The 17,106-nt window shown below is 65.6% G+C and carries 17 protein-coding genes; 4 read left to right on the forward strand and 13 right to left on the reverse strand.

Annotated elements, in window-relative coordinates; all coding sequences use genetic code 11:
* Nucleotides 1-96 precede the first annotated feature (96 nt).
* The 3 genes from RT614_RS13325 to RT614_RS13335 all read right to left on the reverse strand — a co-directional run bounded on the left by RT614_RS13325 (nt 97) and on the right by RT614_RS13335 (nt 2,477).
* Nucleotides 97-510: a helix-turn-helix domain-containing protein gene (locus RT614_RS13325; RefSeq protein WP_313622585.1), complete on the reverse strand. Its 414-nt coding sequence runs from the start codon at nt 508-510 to the stop codon at nt 97-99.
* Nucleotides 511-674: 164 nt separating this feature from the next.
* The gene (locus RT614_RS13330) at nt 675-1,871 is read right to left on the reverse strand and encodes a patatin-like phospholipase family protein (RefSeq protein WP_313622586.1); all 1,197 of its coding nucleotides are present in this window, start codon (nt 1,869-1,871) and stop codon (nt 675-677) included.
* Nucleotides 1,872-1,880: 9 nt separating this feature from the next.
* Nucleotides 1,881-2,477 carry a DUF4136 domain-containing protein gene (locus RT614_RS13335; protein ID WP_313622587.1) on the reverse strand — a complete coding sequence of 199 codons (597 nt, stop codon included), beginning with the start codon at nt 2,475-2,477 and terminating at the stop codon, nt 1,881-1,883.
* Between the two features lie 206 nt (nt 2,478-2,683).
* Between RT614_RS13335 and RT614_RS13340 the strand changes: the two genes are divergently transcribed.
* Nucleotides 2,684-3,478, forward strand: coding sequence for a TOBE domain-containing protein (locus tag RT614_RS13340; protein WP_313622893.1), 795 nt, complete (start codon nt 2,684-2,686; stop codon nt 3,476-3,478).
* A 97-nt stretch (nt 3,479-3,575) separates the two neighbouring features.
* On the opposite strand, the gene RT614_RS13345 is transcribed toward RT614_RS13340, so the two are convergent.
* From RT614_RS13345 to RT614_RS13375, 7 genes are all read right to left on the reverse strand, one after another.
* Nucleotides 3,576-4,262, reverse strand: coding sequence for an ATP-binding cassette domain-containing protein (locus RT614_RS13345; protein ID WP_313622588.1), 687 nt, complete (start codon nt 4,260-4,262; stop codon nt 3,576-3,578).
* Nucleotides 4,259-4,945 (reverse strand): molybdate ABC transporter permease subunit, encoded by a 687-nt coding sequence (gene modB, locus RT614_RS13350; RefSeq protein WP_313622589.1) that lies wholly within the window; start codon nt 4,943-4,945, stop codon nt 4,259-4,261. Before modB ends, RT614_RS13345 begins: the two co-directional genes overlap by 4 nt.
* A 25-nt stretch (nt 4,946-4,970) precedes the next feature.
* Complete coding sequence (gene modA / locus RT614_RS13355; RefSeq protein WP_313622590.1) at nt 4,971-5,729, reverse strand: molybdate ABC transporter substrate-binding protein; 759 nt, start codon at nt 5,727-5,729, stop codon at nt 4,971-4,973.
* Between the two features lie 117 nt (nt 5,730-5,846).
* On the reverse strand, nt 5,847-6,197 hold the full coding sequence (gene speD, locus RT614_RS13360) for an adenosylmethionine decarboxylase (protein ID WP_313622894.1): 351 nt from the start codon (nt 6,195-6,197) through the stop codon (nt 5,847-5,849).
* Nucleotides 6,198-6,359: 162 nt separating this feature from the next.
* Entirely contained in the window at nt 6,360-7,832 is a 1,473-nt protein-coding gene (locus RT614_RS13365) for a DUF4178 domain-containing protein (RefSeq protein WP_313622591.1), read from the reverse strand.
* 6 nt (nt 7,833-7,838) lie between these two features.
* Nucleotides 7,839-8,891, reverse strand: a complete 1,053-nt coding sequence (locus RT614_RS13370; protein ID WP_313622592.1) for an SPFH domain-containing protein — start codon at nt 8,889-8,891, stop codon at nt 7,839-7,841.
* A 35-nt stretch (nt 8,892-8,926) separates the two neighbouring features.
* Nucleotides 8,927-9,313: a DUF350 domain-containing protein gene (locus tag RT614_RS13375; RefSeq protein WP_313622593.1), complete on the reverse strand. Its 387-nt coding sequence runs from the start codon at nt 9,311-9,313 to the stop codon at nt 8,927-8,929.
* A gap of 88 nt (nt 9,314-9,401) precedes the next feature.
* On the opposite strand from RT614_RS13375, the gene RT614_RS13380 reads away from it, so the two are divergent.
* The 3 genes from RT614_RS13380 to RT614_RS13390 all read left to right on the forward strand — a co-directional run bounded on the left by RT614_RS13380 (nt 9,402) and on the right by RT614_RS13390 (nt 13,993).
* The gene (locus tag RT614_RS13380; protein ID WP_313622594.1) at nt 9,402-10,913 is read left to right on the forward strand and encodes a polyamine aminopropyltransferase; all 1,512 of its coding nucleotides are present in this window, start codon (nt 9,402-9,404) and stop codon (nt 10,911-10,913) included.
* The gene (locus tag RT614_RS13385) at nt 10,913-12,559 is read left to right on the forward strand and encodes an NAD(P)-binding protein (protein WP_313622595.1); all 1,647 of its coding nucleotides are present in this window, start codon (nt 10,913-10,915) and stop codon (nt 12,557-12,559) included. Before RT614_RS13380 ends, RT614_RS13385 begins: the two co-directional genes overlap by 1 nt.
* A 186-nt stretch (nt 12,560-12,745) precedes the next feature.
* The gene (locus RT614_RS13390; protein WP_313622596.1) at nt 12,746-13,993 is read left to right on the forward strand and encodes an FAD-binding oxidoreductase; all 1,248 of its coding nucleotides are present in this window, start codon (nt 12,746-12,748) and stop codon (nt 13,991-13,993) included.
* Between the two features lie 93 nt (nt 13,994-14,086).
* Here the strand turns inward: RT614_RS13390 and RT614_RS13395 are convergent, their stop codons facing one another.
* The 3 genes from RT614_RS13395 to RT614_RS13405 form a co-directional block, all read right to left on the reverse strand.
* Nucleotides 14,087-14,881 carry an ABC transporter ATP-binding protein gene (locus RT614_RS13395; RefSeq protein WP_313622597.1) on the reverse strand — a complete coding sequence of 265 codons (795 nt, stop codon included), beginning with the start codon at nt 14,879-14,881 and terminating at the stop codon, nt 14,087-14,089.
* Between the two features lies 1 nt (nt 14,882).
* On the reverse strand, nt 14,883-15,773 hold the full coding sequence (locus RT614_RS13400) for an ABC transporter permease (RefSeq protein WP_313622598.1): 891 nt from the start codon (nt 15,771-15,773) through the stop codon (nt 14,883-14,885).
* Nucleotides 15,774-16,031: 258 nt separating this feature from the next.
* Entirely contained in the window at nt 16,032-17,003 is a 972-nt protein-coding gene (locus tag RT614_RS13405) for an ABC transporter substrate-binding protein (RefSeq protein WP_313622599.1), read from the reverse strand.
* Nucleotides 17,004-17,106 lie beyond the last annotated feature (103 nt).

Raw genomic sequence — 17,106 nt, forward strand, 5'->3', positions numbered from 1 at the left:
CACGTGAATAGCCCGTTAATGTAACTCAGATATTGGGGAAATCACGTACTTTTGGGGGTAACGGGGGAACTTCCGGGAGTTATTGCGCAACAGTTTTCAACTGGCTGAGAGTTCGCGCAGGTTGCCGAGGAATGCATAGCCAACGCCATGCACGGTGTGCAGCGGCAGCCGTCCGCCTGTCTTCTGGACCTTGCCGCGCAGGCGGCAGATGGCGACGTTCAAGGAGCGCATGCTGAGCCCGCTGCGCACGGCCAGGAGTTCGTCGCGGACAAGTTCGTGACGCGGGTTTTTCAACAGACAGGCAAAGCACGCGCGCTCGATTTCGGTAAGGTCCAGGCGCGCGCCACCCGGCATCTGCAGCGTCCAACCCCAATACAGCAGGCTCCACCAGCCATCTGCCGCTTGCCCGCCGGCCGACACGGGGGGATTTTGTTCCCGCATGGGCTTTGCGATACGGGGGGTGCGCGCGGGCGCCAGGGCCTGCCGGGCGGGCGGATGCAAAGCATTCACGGCGATCTCCTGCAGGACGGCCTTTGGCGGAAAGGTGAAGGCCGGCCCGGAACAAGGTTGCGGATTGTCCCGGGAGACTACCGCCCCGCCCCGCGCCTGCGGCCGCTATGAGGCGCCTTTCAGACCAATCCGAGATCTGCGGCGCGACGTCGCGCGCCGTGCGATCAGGAATGCCTGGTGCCGTTGCGGTGGATGTCGTGCGTGACGAAGCAACTGTCCTGCGTGGGGCGGGCCAGGATGCCCGGCTTTTGCAGTGTGCGGCGGATGTCCGCAAGGCCGGATTCCCAGTGTTCGCGCATGGCCTCGGTGCCGAACTCGTAATCCTTGGAGTAGCGCTCCAGGTGCTTGGCTTCGTAGATGAGGTTGATGATGTTGGTGGCGGGCGTGTGCGACAGCTTGCGGATATCCGCCAGGTCAGGCGCATCGCGTTCCGCTTCAGGCAGGCGCTGCAGCAGGCGTTGCAAGCCGTGGCGCAACTTCAGCACGCGCCGCAACTGGTCGGTGACGAGGCGCGTGCGGCTGGAATACTGGATGTCCTTCTGGCGCTCGGCCACCTCTTCCAGCGACGAGGGCAGCGGCCCGCGCGCGGGCCAGAGGTCCACCTGGAAGGCCAGCGTGTCGCGCATGTTGTCGGTGGTGAGCACTTGCGCCAGCGGCGTGTTGGAGACCACGCCGCCGTCCCAGTAGTGTTCGCCGTCGATCTCCACTGAAGGAAAGCCGGGCGGCAGCGCCCCCGACGCCATGATGTGTTCCGGCCCGAGCGTATCGGTCAGACTGTCGAAATACGCAAAATTGCCGGAGCGCACGTTCACGACGCCGAAGCTGGCCCGAACCGCGCCGCTATTGAGCAGGTCGAAATCCACATACTGACGCAGGGTGGCGGCAAGGGGCCCGGTGTCGTAGAAACTGGTGGAGGCGGCCCCGCGGCCCTGAACCATGTACGGCGGCGGGATGCGCGGCTTGAAAAAGCCGGGCTGCCCGGAGAACAGGGCCTGCAGGGCCGAGACCTGCCCATTCATGGCCGGCGAACCAAAGCCGAAAGGGATGCCTTCGAACATCCGGGCCAGCGCGTCCCCCCAGGGCACCGAGGAAAAGCCCGCGGGCCGGCAAATGCTTTCCCAGAAGCCGCGCAGGCGCGCGACGCGCTCGTCCTCCGGGGATCCGGCGATGATGGCCGCATTGATGGACCCGATGGAGATGCCCGAGATCCAGTTGGGCCGGATGCCGGCTTCGTGCAGGCCCTGGTACACGCCCGCCTGGTAGGAGCCGAGCGCCCCGCCTCCCTGCAGGACGAGCGCGACGGTGTCGTAAGGCGGCGTGTCGCCGGTGTCTTCGGCCAGGGCCTGGCGGCGCGCAGTCATTCGGCTTCCTCAGCGCTTGGTTTTGTCGGGCACTTGCGGCGTGCCGACGCCCGCGCGGAACGGATACTTGGCGAAGATCTCCGCGACCACCTTGTCCACGTTCTGGGATGAACCGGCGCTCTCGGGGTTCTGGATCTCGCCCACGGCGACACCCTCCCAGACCAGTTGCCGCCGGCGCGCGTCCACGAGATCGATGCTGAGCGTGCCCTCGGTGTATTGATACACGTCGTCGCCCCACCCGTAGCCGGGCCAGCCGCCATAGAACCCGCCGCGGTAGCCGTAGTACGGCCCCATGGGCGCGAACCCCGGCGTGACTTCGGTCTGCTGCTGCAGTTTGGCGCCGAAGTTAAGGAGCAGATCGGGATTGGAAGCGCTGTACGTGTAGCCACGCATCTCCATCTGACCGCGGGCCGAGCTCTTGAGCCGTTCGGTCAGCAGGGTGTTGTATCCCGCCTTGTCCGTACCCAGGGGGTTCAGGAAACCGAAGGTCCGATACTGCGCGAAATCAACCTGGTGGTCGTAATCGCTCTTGACCGTGGGGCCTGAAGCGCAGGCCGCCAACAATGCCGTCATGGAACCCGCCGTCAGCAATTTGAGTGCTTTCATGTCGATCTCTCCGTGAGCACAGGGGCGTGAACATAGTGCCGCGAAGCTTCCAAAGTTTCAACAGAATCTCATTCGCAACCACGAAACTAGTCCGCCCGGCCCGGTGCGACGATAAACCCCGATTTCGTCAATAAGCCGCCGAGCCGCAGCGCGGCTCGGTCCATTACACTCGCCCTTGCTCCCGGCAACTGATGAAGACACCCTACATGCTCGAACTCGACGGATCCATTTGGTTTCGCTCTGGCGCCCAGACGTGGGGCGGAAAGAACCGCATCGACCTCCTGGCGCAGATCGACGCCACCGGTTCGATCACGGCGGCGGCGCGGGCCGTCGGGATGAGCTACAAGGGCGCATGGGACGCCATCGACGCCATGAACAACCTGGCCGGCGAACCCCTGGTGCTGCGGGCGGCAGGCGGCAAAGGCGGTGGGGGCACCCGGCTCACGGACCGGGCGCGCGGCCTTATCGCGACCTTCCGGGCGCTCGAGGCCGAGCACCGCAAGTTCATGGACAATCTGACGCGCGCTGGGCTGGACGCCAGCGGCGACATCGACCTGATGAGGCGATTTATGCTCAAGACCAGCGCACGCAACAAATTCATGGGCACCGTCATCGAAATCCGGCCGGGCGCGGTCAACGACGAAGTGCTGCTGCGTATCGCCGGCGGCCATACCGTCACGGCGACCATCACCCGGGAAAGCACGAAGGAACTGGATCTGGCGCCCGGCAAGGAAGCCATCGCCCTGGTCAAGGCGTCGTCCGTGATAGTCGGCGCGCCCGGCCCCGGCCTGCGGCTGTCGGCCCGCAATCAGTTGCAGGGCAAGATCACCGACCTGCGCGCTGGCGCGGTCAATACGGAAATCCGGATCGGCCTTGAGGGCGGCGCCACGATGGCGGCCATCGTCACCAATGAAAGCGCGGCGGACTTGAATCTGGGCGTGGGCGCGGATGCCGTGGCCATCTTCAAGGCGTCCAGCGTGATCCTCGGCGTGCTGGACTAGCGCTCGTCCCCATGCGGACGGCTGACCTTGCGGGCCAGGCGGCCGTCATCGCCCGTCATGACGCAGCACGGCCTACGCCGGCCACGCAAACCGACTCTTAAAGTCCCACGCGTTCCTCGCGCCGGCCCACCCTGCCATCGCGCACCTCGAACACCTCGTCGGCAAGCGCTTCGACGTCGGCCGGATCATGGGTGATCAGCAACATCGGCACATCCAACTGCTGCTGCAGGGCGTTCAGCTCCTGGCGCATCTTGCCTCGCAGCTGCGAATCCAGCGCCGAAAACGGTTCGTCCAGCAGCAGGATGTCGGGCTGTAACATCAGGGCGCGGGCCAAGGCCACGCGCTGCTTCTGGCCGCCCGAGATTTCGTGCGGATAGCTGCCGACGATGGAGCCCAGCTCGAACGCATCCACCCAGCGCCGAGCCTCGGGCCCGACCTGGCGCCGGGGCGGATTCAGCCAGCCCGGTCGCAGGCCGAAGGCGATGTTCTGCGCCACGGTCAGGTGCGGAAACAAGGCATAGTCCTGGAACAGGTAAGCGACCCGACGCGATCGCGCGGGCGTGCAGATGCCTGCCTGACTGTCGAACAGCACCCGACCGTTGATCTCGATGCGCCCCGCGTCCGGACGCAACAGGCCGGCGACCGCCCGCAGTGTCAGGCTTTTACCGGCGCCCGAGGGTCCGAACAGGGCGATGCGCTTGGCCGACGACGCGAATTCGACGTCCAGTTCGAATTGCCGGTCGCCGGACACCATCCGTTTGCGAACCTGGATGCCGATGCTCATCGCCCTCCCCCGTTGCGCTGGCCCGCGCCGATGGGCACCAGCTTGCCGGCGGCCAGCAGCACGACAATGCACGTGACCGACGTGACCAGCACCAGCATGTTGGCGGTGGCGTCGTCGCCCGCCTGCACGGCTTCGTAGATAGCGACAGACAGGGTCTGCGTGCGGCCCGGCAGGTTGCCGGCGATCATCAGCGTGGCGCCGAACTCGCCCAGGGCCCGCGCAAAGGCCAGCAGGACGCCGGCCGCAATGCCGCGGGCGGCCAACGGCAGCGTGACGCGGAAGAACACCCCGGCCTCGCCCACGCCCAGCACACGCGCCGCGTTTTCCAGCTGGCTGTCCACGTTTTCGAAGGCCGCGCGCGCCGATTTGAAAACGAGCGGAAACGCCACCACGGACGCCGCGATCACGGCGCCCTGCCAGGTAAAGACCAGTTCGATGCCCCAGCCAGCCAGGGTCTCGCCGATGATCCCGCGCCGGCCCAAAAGAACCAGCAGGTAATAGCCCAGCACCGTGGGCGGCAGCACCAGCGGCAGCGTCAGGACGGCGTCGAGCAAATCGCGCCCCGGCCATCTCCAGCGGGACAAGCCGTAAGCCGCGGCCGTGCCGGCGATGGCGGCCAATAGCGTCGCCCAGCCTGCCACTTTCAGAGAAAGTAGCAGGGGCACCCAAACGGGATCACTCATCTATGCCTGCAAATTCAAACTGTGGTCAGGGCTTTTGAAAGCCGTAGCGCGACAGTATCGCCTGCCCTGCCGGGGACAGCACGTAGGCGACGAAGCTCTCGGCTTCCTTGGCGGCGGCTTCGCGCGTCGTCACCGCGATGGGATAGGTCACGGGGGTCTGCGACGGCACACGCACGGCCACCTTGACCTTGTCGGGCATGATCGCCGCGTCGGTCGCGAACACGAAGCCGGCGTCGACCTCGCCGCGAGAGACATAGTCCAGGCTCTGGCGCACATTCTGCGCCAGCACGCTCTTGGCCTGCACGGCATCCCACAGGCCCTCTGCCTGCAAGGCGGCCTGCGTATAGCGCCCCACGGGCACCGACGCCGGATTGCCGTAGGCGATGCGCTTGACGTCATCGCGGGTCAGGTCTTTCAGCGTGCCGATGCCCGCCTTGCTGTCGTTCGGGACGATCAGGACGATCTGGTTGGCGGCAAAGTCCACTCGCGACGCGGGCTTGACGGCCTTTTCCTGGACCGCCTTGTCCATGGCCTTCTGGTCGGCCGACGCGAAGACGTCAGCGGGCGCGCCTTTGACTATTTGCTGCAGCAGCACATCGGAGGCGCCGAAGTTCAGGATCACCTTGGTGCCGGCGTGTTCCTTTTCGTAGCCCTGCGCCACCTCTTTGAACGCGTTGGTGAGGCTGGCGGCGGCGGACACCACCAGTTCGCCGGCGTGGGCGCTTGGCCCCCATGCGGCGGCAAGCGCCAGGGACAGCGCCAGGATCGGGCGTTTGAGGAACATGTTTTTCTCCTGAGGAAACCGCGAAATCAGTAACGAAATATATAGAGGTATATAACGCTCGTCAATTTCACGGCGGTCGCCGGATTGCGCTACGTCAAAAGGAATTTTCGCGAGGGCTCAGCCCCGCTCCACCGTCGTGACGTGGACGGACTCCGGGGCCAGGGCCGACCGCAGGAATTCCATCGCGAGTTCCGGCCGGGCGGCGCCGCACATGAAGACGTCGAGCGCGGCAAACCCGTGTTCGGGCCACGAGTGGATGCTGATATGGGACTCGCTGAGCATGATCACGCCAGTGACCCCGCCGCCTTCGCCGAAGCGATGGAAATGGCCGCTGAGCACCTGCGCGCCGGCGGCGAGCGCCGCATCCGTCATGTGCCGTTCCAGCGTCCGCGCATCGGCCAGGAGGTCAGCCGCAACGCCGCGAAAGTCGGCCAGCACGTGACGCCCGGGCGTGGCGTGCACGGTCACTTGTGGGACCCGCCCGAGGACCAGCCGGATCCGCCCGAAGAGCTGCTGCCCCAACTGCTGCTGCTGGAGCTGCCGCCGATGCGCGCACCGGGGGAGCTCGCCCCCGTGGTGGCCAGAACGACCACCATTGCGTAGATCGCGTACAAGAGCTTGCCCTTCATGCTATTCGTCCTCGCCTGAAAGCTTGTCGGCCAGCAGGGCCGGCAACCAGAGAAACGCCATGCCGATCACGACCGGGATGAAGCGGCCGTCGAAGATGTTGTTGAAGTTGAGGAACACCATGGCGATCAGCGCAGCCTTGGCCCATTTACGGTAGCCGCCGCCCGCCTTGGCGCCCGCGGGCATCGCCCGCTGATTGGACAGCTCGGGCCTGCCGAACCACTGAGCCAGTTGAGTGGGGGACACCGGCACGGCGGCCGACCAGCCCAGTTCCGATTCGCCAAGCTCGCGTGTCAGCTTCAGCGTGCCGACCTTGTAATCGGTGATTTGCGTGCTGTCGCCGACCTTGACCCGCCAGTTGAACGCGCCCAGCGCAACCTGCACCCGCGAGGTGTAGTCGTACAGCTTCTGGTACACCCGATTGCGCCACCGCACGCTGGATGCGTTGTTGTGGCTGGGCCAGGTGTCGCAGACCTGCACGCGCTCCCAGCCTTCGTCCGTCTCGACCAGCCAGACGAAGCCCTTGAGGGGATTGAACAGCAGGTATTCGATCCAGCTCGACGGTTCTTCGGGATCCGGATCGGCGCATTTCATCAGGCCGATCAGCGTGTAGTCCGCGCCTTCCATCTTGGCGACGGCGCCCAACGCAAGCGTGGTCCGGATCTTTTGCACCTGGCGCGCTTTTTCGATGACTTCGGCCGTGGGACCGGAGCAGTCGACGGCCGCCGCACACGACGAGCAGACCACGTGCGTGGCCATCGCGGCCACGAAGGATATCGGCGCGCCGCAATTGGGGCAGTCCAGCGCCTTGATCTGGCCGCGAAAGCGCCCGGCGGTTTCCTGGACCTGTTGGGGCGTGCGCAGCGATCCGGCCTGCATGGCCGACAGATCGAACGCCTTGCCGATATACAGCTCCGGCTGCGGGCCGTCGGAATAGTCCAATGTCAGGAAGGCGTCCAGGCTGCGGTAGTCGGCCGACTTGGCCTCCCAGCCGTCGCCGGGAACGAAGGGCAGTTCGCCCTGCGCGCCGCCGGCCTGGCTGGCCCGCACGTCGGCTGCCACGAAGCGTTGGCCGTCCAGCTTCAGTTCATCGCCGGGCGAGATGTCCTCGAACGCGGGCATGGCCTGCGTGGTCTTGACCTTGCGCCGATGCGTGACGGCGTACTGGCCCGAGGCATCCGACAGCCAGCCATCGGTGCCGTCTTCGAACCACAGGTACCACTCGTTCCAGAAACCTTCGTCGAAACGCAGCTGGATACGGCCGATGACGTCGAAGCGCTTGCCGTCGTGGGCGCCAGCCGCGCCGAGGCACAGCGGCGAATAATCCTCCAGGACCTCCGCCGCCTCGCCGATGCGCTTGACGGATTCGGCGTCCTTCAGCAGCGTGCTGCGGCAGGCGCCGCAGACCGCCATCACGGAAGCCGTGGACGTGAACTTGACGGGAGCGCCGCACTGCGGACACAAAACCTGCTGCATGGGGTCTTAGCTGGTAAGTTTCTTCAGCACTTCGGCCTTGGCCGAGTCGTAGTCAGCGGGCGTGATCAGCCCCTTGTCCAGCAGATCCTTCAATTGCTGAAGGCGCTGCACCGGATCCGCCTGCGCGCCCGATGCGGGCTGCGGCTGCTGGGCGGGCTGCTGGGCAGGTTGTTGGGCGGGCTGTTGCGGCTGGCCTTGCGTCGCGGCGCCCAGTCCTTGCGCCATGGTCTGGCCCAGGGCCGCGCCGGCGGCAAGACCCGCGCCAATGCCCGCGATGCCGCCCTCGTTCTGGGCGGCCAGTGGAATCGACGTGGCGGTCTGGTACTGCGTGAACTTGCCCAGGTCGCCCGCCATGCCCATCGAAATCCGGGTGTCCAGCGCCTTCTGCAATTCCTCGGGCAGCGAAACGTTCTCGACCGTGAAGTTGTCGAGCTTGACGCCATAGCGGTCGAACACCGGCGCCAGTTGCTCGGAGATGCTCTGCGACATCAAGCCCTGGTTGCCGGCCATGTCCAGGAACGGCACCTTGGAACTGCCCACGGCCGTCGTCATGGCGGCGACGACCATGTTGCGCAGTTGCGCCTCAAGGTCGTCCACCGTGTATTCGTCGCGCGTGCCGCTGATTTCGCGGTAGAACTTGGCCGGGTCCGAAATCTGGTACGAATACACGCCGAAGGCGCGCAGGCGCACCATGCCGAACTCGCTGTCGCGCAGCGTGACCGGCTGGGCAGTCCCCCAACGCCGGCCCAATTGCAGGCGCGTGCTGAAGAAGATCACGTCCGACTTGAAGGGCGACTCGAACAGCTTGTCCCAGTTCTTCAGGTAGGTCAGGATCGGCAGCGTCTGCGTGGTCAGCTTGTACATGCCGGGGCCGAACACGTCGGCCACCTTGCCTTCGTTCACGAACACCGCCATCTGCGATTCGCGCACGGTCAGGCTGGCGCCGTACTGGATTTCGAAATCCTGCATCGGATGGCGCCAGGCGAGCACGCCGTCGCGATCCTCGTTCCATTGCAGGATGTCGATGAACTGCTTGCGAATGAATGAACCGAGACTCATGGAAGTTCTCCTGTGTCAGATCGGGTTGCGCGAGATCAAGTCAGGCAGGCGGCATTGACGATGCCTGCCGCGAGGGATATCGAACCGATCAACCCGCCCATGGCGATATTGTTTTCCGCGATCGCGTCGTTCATGCCGCGTATGGCCTTGGTCACGACGACGTACACGACGATCTGCACCACCATCGCCGCAAGGCCCCAGACGAGGAACATGACGAAGCTGGCGTGGACCGCGATACTGGAGCACAGGGTAAGGCTGAAACCCACCAGCGCGCCGCCGTAGGACATGGCCGCGGCGATATTGCCCTCGCGGATGAGATCGAATTCCTTGTAGTGCGTGACGGCCGTGTAGATCGCCGTGAAAACGCCCAGCATGACGAGCGCGGAAACGATATAGATCAGATAGGTCACCGCCGGATGCATTGCCTCTCCCATTGCCACCCCTTAATTGCGCGCAGTATATACGTGGCGTTCGATATACTGCGAACGCATTTTTCGTGTCGGACACCTCATGCGCGACCGCGTTCTCATTCTTTCGGTATTGATCGTCGCCTCGTGCGGTTTGGGCTACGAGCTCATCAGCAGCGCGCTTGCCAGCTATTTGCTGGGGGATTCGATACTGCAGTTCTCGTCGGTCATCGGCTGCTACCTGTTCGCCATGGGCATCGGCTCATGGTTGTCAAAATATGTAAGCGACGAAGACGTTCTGAATCGCTTCATCGACGTGGAGCTGTTGGTCGCGCTGCTGGGCGGCGTATCCGCCGCGGTGCTTTTCCTGGTGTTCGCATGGATGGCTGCCCCGTTTCGCGCGGCCCTGTACGTCTGCGTGTTCGTCATCGGCCTGATGGTCGGCATGGAGATCCCGCTGGTGATGCGGGTGTTCAACCAGCGCAAGGCGGAATTCCGTGAAATCGTCAGTCGCGTGCTGACCTTCGATTATTTGGGCGCGCTGGCGGTGTCGCTGGTGTTTCCGTTGCTGCTGGCGCCCAAGCTGGGGCTGCTGCGCACCGGTTTCCTCTTCGGCATCCTGAACGCCAGCGTGGCGCTCTGGACCACCTGGCTGTTCCGCGCGGAAGTCCGTCGTCCCGGTGAAAAAGCCGTGCGCGCCGGGGTGGTGATCGGCCTGCTGGGACTGGGCTTCATCTATTCCGGCAGCATGACAACGTGGGCCGAAAAGGGCCTGTATGGCGACGACGTGGTTCACGCCGAGACCACCCAGTACCAGCGACTGGCCGTGACGCGCTGGCACGATGACCTGCGCCTGTACATCAACGGCAACCTGCAGTTTTCCTCGCGCGACGAACATCGCTACCACGAGTCGCTGGTGCATCCGGGCCTGCAGGCGCTGCCGTGGGCGCGCAATGTGCTGGTGCTGGGCGGCGGCGACGGCCTGGCCGTGCGAGAGATCCTGAAATACAAGAACGTCGAACACGTCACGCTGGTGGACCTGGATCCCGCCATGACCAATCTGTTCTCGCGGTCCGAACCGCTGGTCAAGCTGAACGAAGGCTCGCTCAAGGATCCTCGCGTCACCGTCATCAACGACGATGCAGGCCGGTGGCTGGAAACGCACGCCGAAGTCTATGACTTCATCGTGGTGGACTTTCCCGATCCGTCCAACTTCGGCCTCGGCCGGCTTTACTCCGTGCCGGTCTACCACCTGATGGCGCGCCACCTGGCCGAAAACGGCTACATGGTCGTGCAGTCGACCTCGCCCTATTTCGCGCCGCGCTCGTTCTGGAGCGTGGACGCCACGCTGAAAGAGGCAGGCCTGAACACCTGGCCGTACCACACCTACGTGCCCTCCTTCGGCGACTGGGGGTTCATCCTGGCCAGCAAGCGCCGCGACTACAGCCCGCCCGAGAAAATCACCGTGGCCACGCGCTACCTGGATCCGGTCACCATGCGCGAGCTGTTCCATTTCCCCGCCGACATGCCGGCGCTGGCCATGCCGCCGAACCGCCTGAACGAGCAATCGCTCGTGCGCTATTTCGACGAGGACTGGCGCAAGGTCATCCGCTGATGCGGCGCCGCAGCTTCCTGTTGGGCGCCGCCACGGCCGCCGCCGCGGGCGCGGCGGGCTACTGGCGCTCACGCATCGTCGAAACCACGCCAGACGTCCGTTATCCGGGCATGCAGGCCGGCCACGCGCTGCGCGACGGCGCGGTCCTGCCACCGCCATCGGCCGCACGCCGGCACGAAGTCGCGATCCTGGGCGCGGGCGTCGCCGGCCTGTCCTGCGCCTGGAAGCTGGCGCGGGAAGGATTCACGGACTTCGTCGTGGTGCAGGGGCCGGAATTTGCCGGCAACGCGGCGGCCGGCCGGCGCGACGGCCTGGACTATCCGCTGGGCGCGCACTATTTGCCGCTGCCGTCGCTGGCGTCCGTCCACGTGCGTGAAATGCTGGCTGACTTCGGCATCATCGAGCGCGGCGCGGGCGATGCGCGCCCCTATTACGACGAATCAGCGTTGGTCCATTCGCCGCAGGAACGGCTGTTGCGAAATGGGCACTGGGACGAAGGCCTGCTTCCCATGACGGGCATTCCCGACGCCGATGCGGCCCAGCATGCGAAATTCCTGTCTTTGGTCGACCGGCTGCGCACGCAGGTCGGCAACGACGGCCGCAAGGTTTTCAGCATTCCCATTTCGCTTTCGTCGCGCGACCCCGCCTGGCGCGTACTGGACTCGATCACCTTCAAGCAATGGCTGGAGCGCGAGGGCTATACGTCGCCCGCCCTGCATTGGTATCTGAACTACTGCTGCCGCGACGATTACGGCGCGCGTTACGACACGGTGTCGGCCTGGGCTGGCCTGCATTATTTCGCCAGCCGCGATGGCCATGCCGCCAATGCCGGCGAAGGCGCGGTGCTGACCTGGCCGGGCGGCCTGGCGGTGCTGGCCGAACGCATGCGGGACGCGATCACCCAAAAATTGGGCCACGCCGGCTGGCTGCTGGCGGGCACGGCCGCGCGCGTGCAGGACACGCCGGCCGGCCCCCTGATGACGTGCGTGCAAACCGGGCCGCAGGGCGCCGTCAGCGCCTATTCCGTGCAAAGCCGCCGCACGGTCTGCGCCATGCCGCTTTTTGTCGCGCAACGCGTCCTGCCGGATATCCGCGCCTACGGGTACGACCCGGCGGTGCACGCTTCCGACCATGCGGCATGGATGGTGTCGAGCTTCGTCATGGACGGCTACCCCATCGAAGCCCCGGGCGAACCCTTGTCGTGGGACAACGTGGTCTACCAGGGGCAGGCGCTGGGCTACGTGGTTTCCACCCATCAATTGCTGCGGGTGGCGCGGTCGCCGCGCAGCGTGTTCACCGCGTATCACGCGCTTGACGACCAGACGCCGAAGGCCGCGCGCGAATGGCTGACCCGCGCCAGCCCGCAGGACCTGCGCGACGCGGCGGCCGTGGATCTGGTCGCGGCGTATGGCAAGGAATTCTGGCGGCACGCCAGCCAGCTTGAAATCACGGTGCGCGGCCACGCCATGGCGACCCCGACCTGCGGCTACCTGTCCAATCCGGGCCTGGCCGCGCTGCGCGAAGCGGATGGTCCGGTGCTGTTCGCGCACGCGGACCTGTCGGGCTATTCCGTTTTCGAAGAGGCGTCTTGGTGGGGCGTGACGGCGGCCGGGCGCATCCTGGGGCAGAAGCCGGAATTGTCCTGATCGGCCGGACCATTGGCGGTGTGGCGCGTCCGTCGCGCCAATGTGCGTTCCCGGCGCCGGGCCCCTGCAATACAATTTCGGGCTTGCCGGGCGCTGCACCAGGATCAGGCGATCCACCCGGCGCCGCAATGCCCGCCGCGCGCAGCGAGGCGGCCTTCCTGACCGGACATAAACAAACAAGACGACATGGGAAATCAGGTCATAGTGCTGGGTGCGGGCATCGTCGGCGTGTGCTGCGCGCTGGAATTGCAGCGGCGGGGCTTGTCCGTCACCTTGGTGGACAAGCAGGAACCCGGCAGGGAAACGTCTCTGGGCAATGCGGGCGTCATCGCGCGCAGCTCGTTGATGCCGTTCAACCATCCCGGCCTGTGGAGCCAGCTCCCGCGCCTACTGAAGAACGACACCGTGCAGTTCCGCTACCGCTGGCCGTACCTGGCCTCGAACCTGGGCTGGGCAGCGCGTTTCCTGCTGAGCGCGCGGCCATCCGTCTTCCAGGAAACCGTGCAAGCGCTGGACGGCCTGATCCGGCTGTCCGCCCCCGAACATTTGAGACTGCTGGACGCCAGCGGCGCCCGGCGCCGGCTGCGCGATAGCGGCTGGATCTTCCTGTACCGCACCGAGTCGGCCTGGAACTCCGGCGTCCGGGCGCGCCGCACGTTTGCGCAGTACGACGTGCCGACACAGGAATTGAGCCCCGCCGAGATTGCCGACGTCGAGCCCGCCCTGTCGCCGATCTTTCACCGCGCGCTGTGGATCCAGGGCTCGTATTCCGTGGACGATCCGCACGAAGTGGTCGCCGCCTACGCGGACCTGTATCGCCGCGACGGCGGCGCATTCCGGCGCATGACGGCCAGCGGCATCCGCCGCGACGGCCATGGCTGGACGGTGCTGGGCTCAAACGCATCGGAGTCGCTTTCGGCGGACCGGCTGGTCGTCGCCCTGGGGCCGTGGTCGAAGGCGTTGCTGAAAACCGCGGGCATCGACCTGCCCATGGCGTTTGAACGCGGCTACCACATGCATTACAGCGGCCGGGATGGGGCCCAAGTCACCCGACCGGTTTATGACACGGGCGGCGGCTACGTCCTGTCGCCCATGGCGCGCGGACTGCGCCTGACCACCGGCGTCGAACTGGACGGCTGCGATGCGCCCGCGCGGCCGGATCAGCTGGACCTGGCCGAGCGCCGCGCGCGCGAGGCCTTTCCGTTGGGCGATCGGCTGGATCCGTCGGCATGGCTGGGCCGCCGCCCCACCCTGCCCGACAGCCGGCCGATGATCGGCGAGGCGCCGCGGCGTCCCGGCCTGTGGCTGGCGCTGGGGCACCAGCACATCGGGTTCAGCACGGGCCCGGGCACGGCCAGGATGCTGGCCGACATCATGCTGGACGGCGGCCCCAAGGCTGAACACCGCGCCTTCCGTCCCGGCCGCTTCATCTAGCGTCTGTCAACGCGGGAGCCCGGGCCGGACCGAGGACAGACGAAAAAAAACGCGGCCCGCAAGGACCGCGTTTCTTCTTGGCGGCAAGGGGCATCACCCCAACAGCAAGGCGTCGTCCGACAGCTTCTCGCCGCGCACGCGCTCGAACATGGCCAGCAGGTCCGGCACGTCCATGCCGCGACGCTCGTCGCCCGACACGTCCAGCACGACCTGGCCCTGGTGCAGCATCACGGTGCGGTCGCCGACGTCCAGCGCCTGGCGCATGCTGTGCGTGACCATCATGGTGGTGAGCTGGTTTTCCGCCACGATGCGGGCCGTAAGCTGCAGCACGAAGTCGGCGGTGCGCGGATCCAGCGCGGCCGTGTGCTCGTCCAGCAGCAGGATGCGCGAAGGCTGCAGGGCCGCCATCAGCAGGCTGACCGCCTGGCGCTGGCCGCCGGACAAGAGGCCGATGCGGTCGGTGAGGCGGTTTTCCAGTCCCAGGCCCAGCGTGGACAGACGTTCGCGGAAGCCGTCCTTCATCGACGCCTTGACCGCCCGGCTGTAGCCTCGCGATGCGCCGCGCATCTGCGCCAGCGCCATGTTTTCTTCGATGGTCAGGTCTTCGCAGGTGCCCGCCATGGGGTCCTGGAACACGCGGGCGACGCGGCCCGCCCGGGCCCAGACGGGCTGTCGCGTCACGTCCACGCCGTTGATGTCGATGCGGCCGGAATCCACGGGCAGGTCGCCCGACACGGCGTTCAGGAACGTGGACTTGCCCGCGCCGTTGGAGCCGATGACGGTGACGAACTGGCCCGACGGGATTTCGAGCGACAGCCCGCGCAGGGCGCGGGTTTCAATGGGCGTGCCCGCATTGAAGGTGATTTTCAGGTCTTTTGCGGACAACATATCAGCGCCCCTTCTTGCCGACCAGGCGGCGCTTGAGCATAGGGATGACCAGGGCGATCGTGACGAGCACCGCGGTGACGAGGTTCAGGTCTTGCGCCTTCAGGCCGATGAAATCGCTATTGAGCGCCAACGCGATGAAGAAGCGGTAGACGATCGCGCCGATGATGACGGCCAGCGTCGCCAGCACCAGTTTGCGCGAGGGCAGGATGCTTTCGCCGACGATCACGGCCGCCAGGCCGATCACGATGGTGCCGATGCCCATCGAGATGTCGGATCCGCCCTGCGTCTGCGCGAAGAGCGCGCCCGCCAGCGCAACCAGCGCGTTGGACAACGCCATGCCGCCCAGGATCATGCGGCCGGTATTGACGCCTTGCGCGCGCGCCATGCGGCCATTGGAACCGGTGGCGCGTACGGCCAGGCCGGTCTGCGTGGCGAAGAACCAGTCCAGCGCCAGCTTGCACAGGATGACGATGACGATGAGGATCAGCGGCCGGGCGACGTAGTCGGAGATCCATTCCGGCTGCAGGATCGTGAAAACGGTGGGTTCGGTGATCAGCGGCACGTTGGGCTTGCCCATGATGCGCAGGTTGATCGAATACAGGGCGATCATCATCAGGATGCTGGCCAGCAGATCCATGATCTTGAGCTTCACGTTCAGCCAACCGGTGATCAGCCCCGCGGCAGCGCCAGCGATGGTGGCGATGATGGTGGCGGAGAAAGGATCCGTGCCCGAGGCGATCAGCGTTGCACAGACGGCGCCGCCCAACGGGAAGCTGCCGTCGACCGTCAGGTCAGGAAAGCGCAGCAGGCGAAAGGAGATGAAGACGCCCAAGGCCACCAGGCTGAAGATCAGCCCGATCTCCAACGCGCCCAACAACGAAAACAATGACATGGGTCAGATCCAATCAGGTAAAGAAACGAGCATATTAAAGAAGTGAAACGTGCGATTTCTTGCGTTCCGGGGTCAGTTTTACCCGACCTTTCGCAACAAACGTTTCCCGGTTCGCAGTTTTTTCTCGTTTCCCGCCCGAGCGTGGCCACACCGGCGCCGCCCGCGACAGGGGTACGCCGAGCCGGGGCGCCACGAAAAAAACTTAATAAAAACCCCGCTCACGCCGTACAGGCATGGCGGGGCCGATGGCGGGCCGTATTATTTCACGACTACCGCGGCGGACTTGACGAGAGCGTCGGACAGCGTGACGCCTTGCTTGGCGGCGGCGCCCGGATTCACGTAGAGCTCGAGCTTCGAGCTGGTTTCCGACGGGATGGCGCCGGGCTTTTCACCCTTCAGGATGCGCACGACGATCTTGCCCGTCTGCACGCCGAGATCGCGGTAGTTGATGCCCAGGGCGGCGATGCCGCCGCGCTTGACGCTGTCGGTGTCGGAAGCGATCAGCGGGATCTTGGCATCGTTGCCGACCTTGACCAGCGACTCGTACGCGGACACGACGTTGTTGTCGGTGTTAGTGTAGATGACGTCGACCTTGCCGATCAGGCTGCGCGCGGCCGAGGCCACGTCCACCGAACGCGGGGCGGCCGCTTCGACCAGGCTCATGCCCGACTTGGGCAGGATGTCCTGCAGCATCTTGACGACCACGACCGAGTTCGCTTCGCCCGGGTTGTAGACAATGCCGACGCGCTTGGCGTTGGGCAGGATCTTCTTGATCAGTTCAACCTGCTTGTCCAGCGCCAGCAGGTCCGACACGCCAGTCACGTTGGTGCCCGAGGCGCCCATGCTGGACACGAGTTGCGCGGCGACGGGATCGGTCACGGCGGAATAGACCACCGGGACGTCCTTGGTGGCCGCGACGACGGCCTGCGCCGACGGCGTGGCGATGGCGACGATGGCGTCGGGACGGTCGCCGACGAACTTGCGCGCGATCTGCGCCGCGGTGCCGTTGTTGCCCTGGGCGCTTTGATATTGCCACTTCAGGTTCTTGCCCGGCTCGTAGCCGGCTTGCTTGAGTGCGTCCTGCACCCCGTCACGCACCGCGTCCAGCGCCGGATGCTCGACGATGGCGGTGACCGCCACGGACTTCTGCTGCGCAGCGACCGGCGCGGCGATAGCCATTGCCAGCGCCATGGCGCCAACCGTCAGAAAATGTTTTTTTCCGATCAGCATATGAAAGCTCCTTGAACCCTTGGTGTTGCTTGTTGAATTTGCCGGTTGTTTACGGCCGCGCCGCAGGCTTGTCATCCGTCGGAGCTGCCATAAAGCCGTATAG

This window comes from Achromobacter sp. (assembly GCF_032102605.1).
GTDB lineage: Bacteria > Pseudomonadota > Gammaproteobacteria > Burkholderiales > Burkholderiaceae_B > Achromobacter.

Bases quoted from the DNA above. Each gene is read 5' to 3' on its own strand.
- RT614_RS13330 (WP_313622586.1), bottom strand. From the start codon at position 1,871: ATGACTGCGCGCCGCCAGGCCCTGGCCGAAGACACCGGCGACACGCCG.
- RT614_RS13335 (WP_313622587.1), bottom strand. From the start codon at position 2,477: ATGAAAGCACTCAAATTGCTGACGGCGGGTTCCATGACGGCATTGTTG.
- RT614_RS13340 (WP_313622893.1), top strand. From the start codon at position 2,684: ATGCTCGAACTCGACGGATCCATTTGGTTTCGCTCTGGCGCCCAGACG.
- RT614_RS13345 (WP_313622588.1), bottom strand. From the start codon at position 4,262: ATGAGCATCGGCATCCAGGTTCGCAAACGGATGGTGTCCGGCGACCGG.
- modB (WP_313622589.1), bottom strand. From the start codon at position 4,945: ATGAGTGATCCCGTTTGGGTGCCCCTGCTACTTTCTCTGAAAGTGGCA.
- modA (WP_313622590.1), bottom strand. From the start codon at position 5,729: ATGTTCCTCAAACGCCCGATCCTGGCGCTGTCCCTGGCGCTTGCCGCC.
- RT614_RS13365 (WP_313622591.1), bottom strand. From the start codon at position 7,832: ATGCAGCAGGTTTTGTGTCCGCAGTGCGGCGCTCCCGTCAAGTTCACG.
- RT614_RS13370 (WP_313622592.1), bottom strand. From the start codon at position 8,891: ATGAGTCTCGGTTCATTCATTCGCAAGCAGTTCATCGACATCCTGCAA.
- RT614_RS13375 (WP_313622593.1), bottom strand. From the start codon at position 9,313: ATGCATCCGGCGGTGACCTATCTGATCTATATCGTTTCCGCGCTCGTC.
- RT614_RS13380 (WP_313622594.1), top strand. From the start codon at position 9,402: ATGCGCGACCGCGTTCTCATTCTTTCGGTATTGATCGTCGCCTCGTGC.
- RT614_RS13385 (WP_313622595.1), top strand. From the start codon at position 10,913: ATGCGGCGCCGCAGCTTCCTGTTGGGCGCCGCCACGGCCGCCGCCGCG.
- RT614_RS13390 (WP_313622596.1), top strand. From the start codon at position 12,746: ATGGGAAATCAGGTCATAGTGCTGGGTGCGGGCATCGTCGGCGTGTGC.
- RT614_RS13395 (WP_313622597.1), bottom strand. From the start codon at position 14,881: ATGTTGTCCGCAAAAGACCTGAAAATCACCTTCAATGCGGGCACGCCC.
- RT614_RS13400 (WP_313622598.1), bottom strand. From the start codon at position 15,773: ATGTCATTGTTTTCGTTGTTGGGCGCGTTGGAGATCGGGCTGATCTTC.
- RT614_RS13405 (WP_313622599.1), bottom strand. From the start codon at position 17,003: ATGCTGATCGGAAAAAAACATTTTCTGACGGTTGGCGCCATGGCGCTG.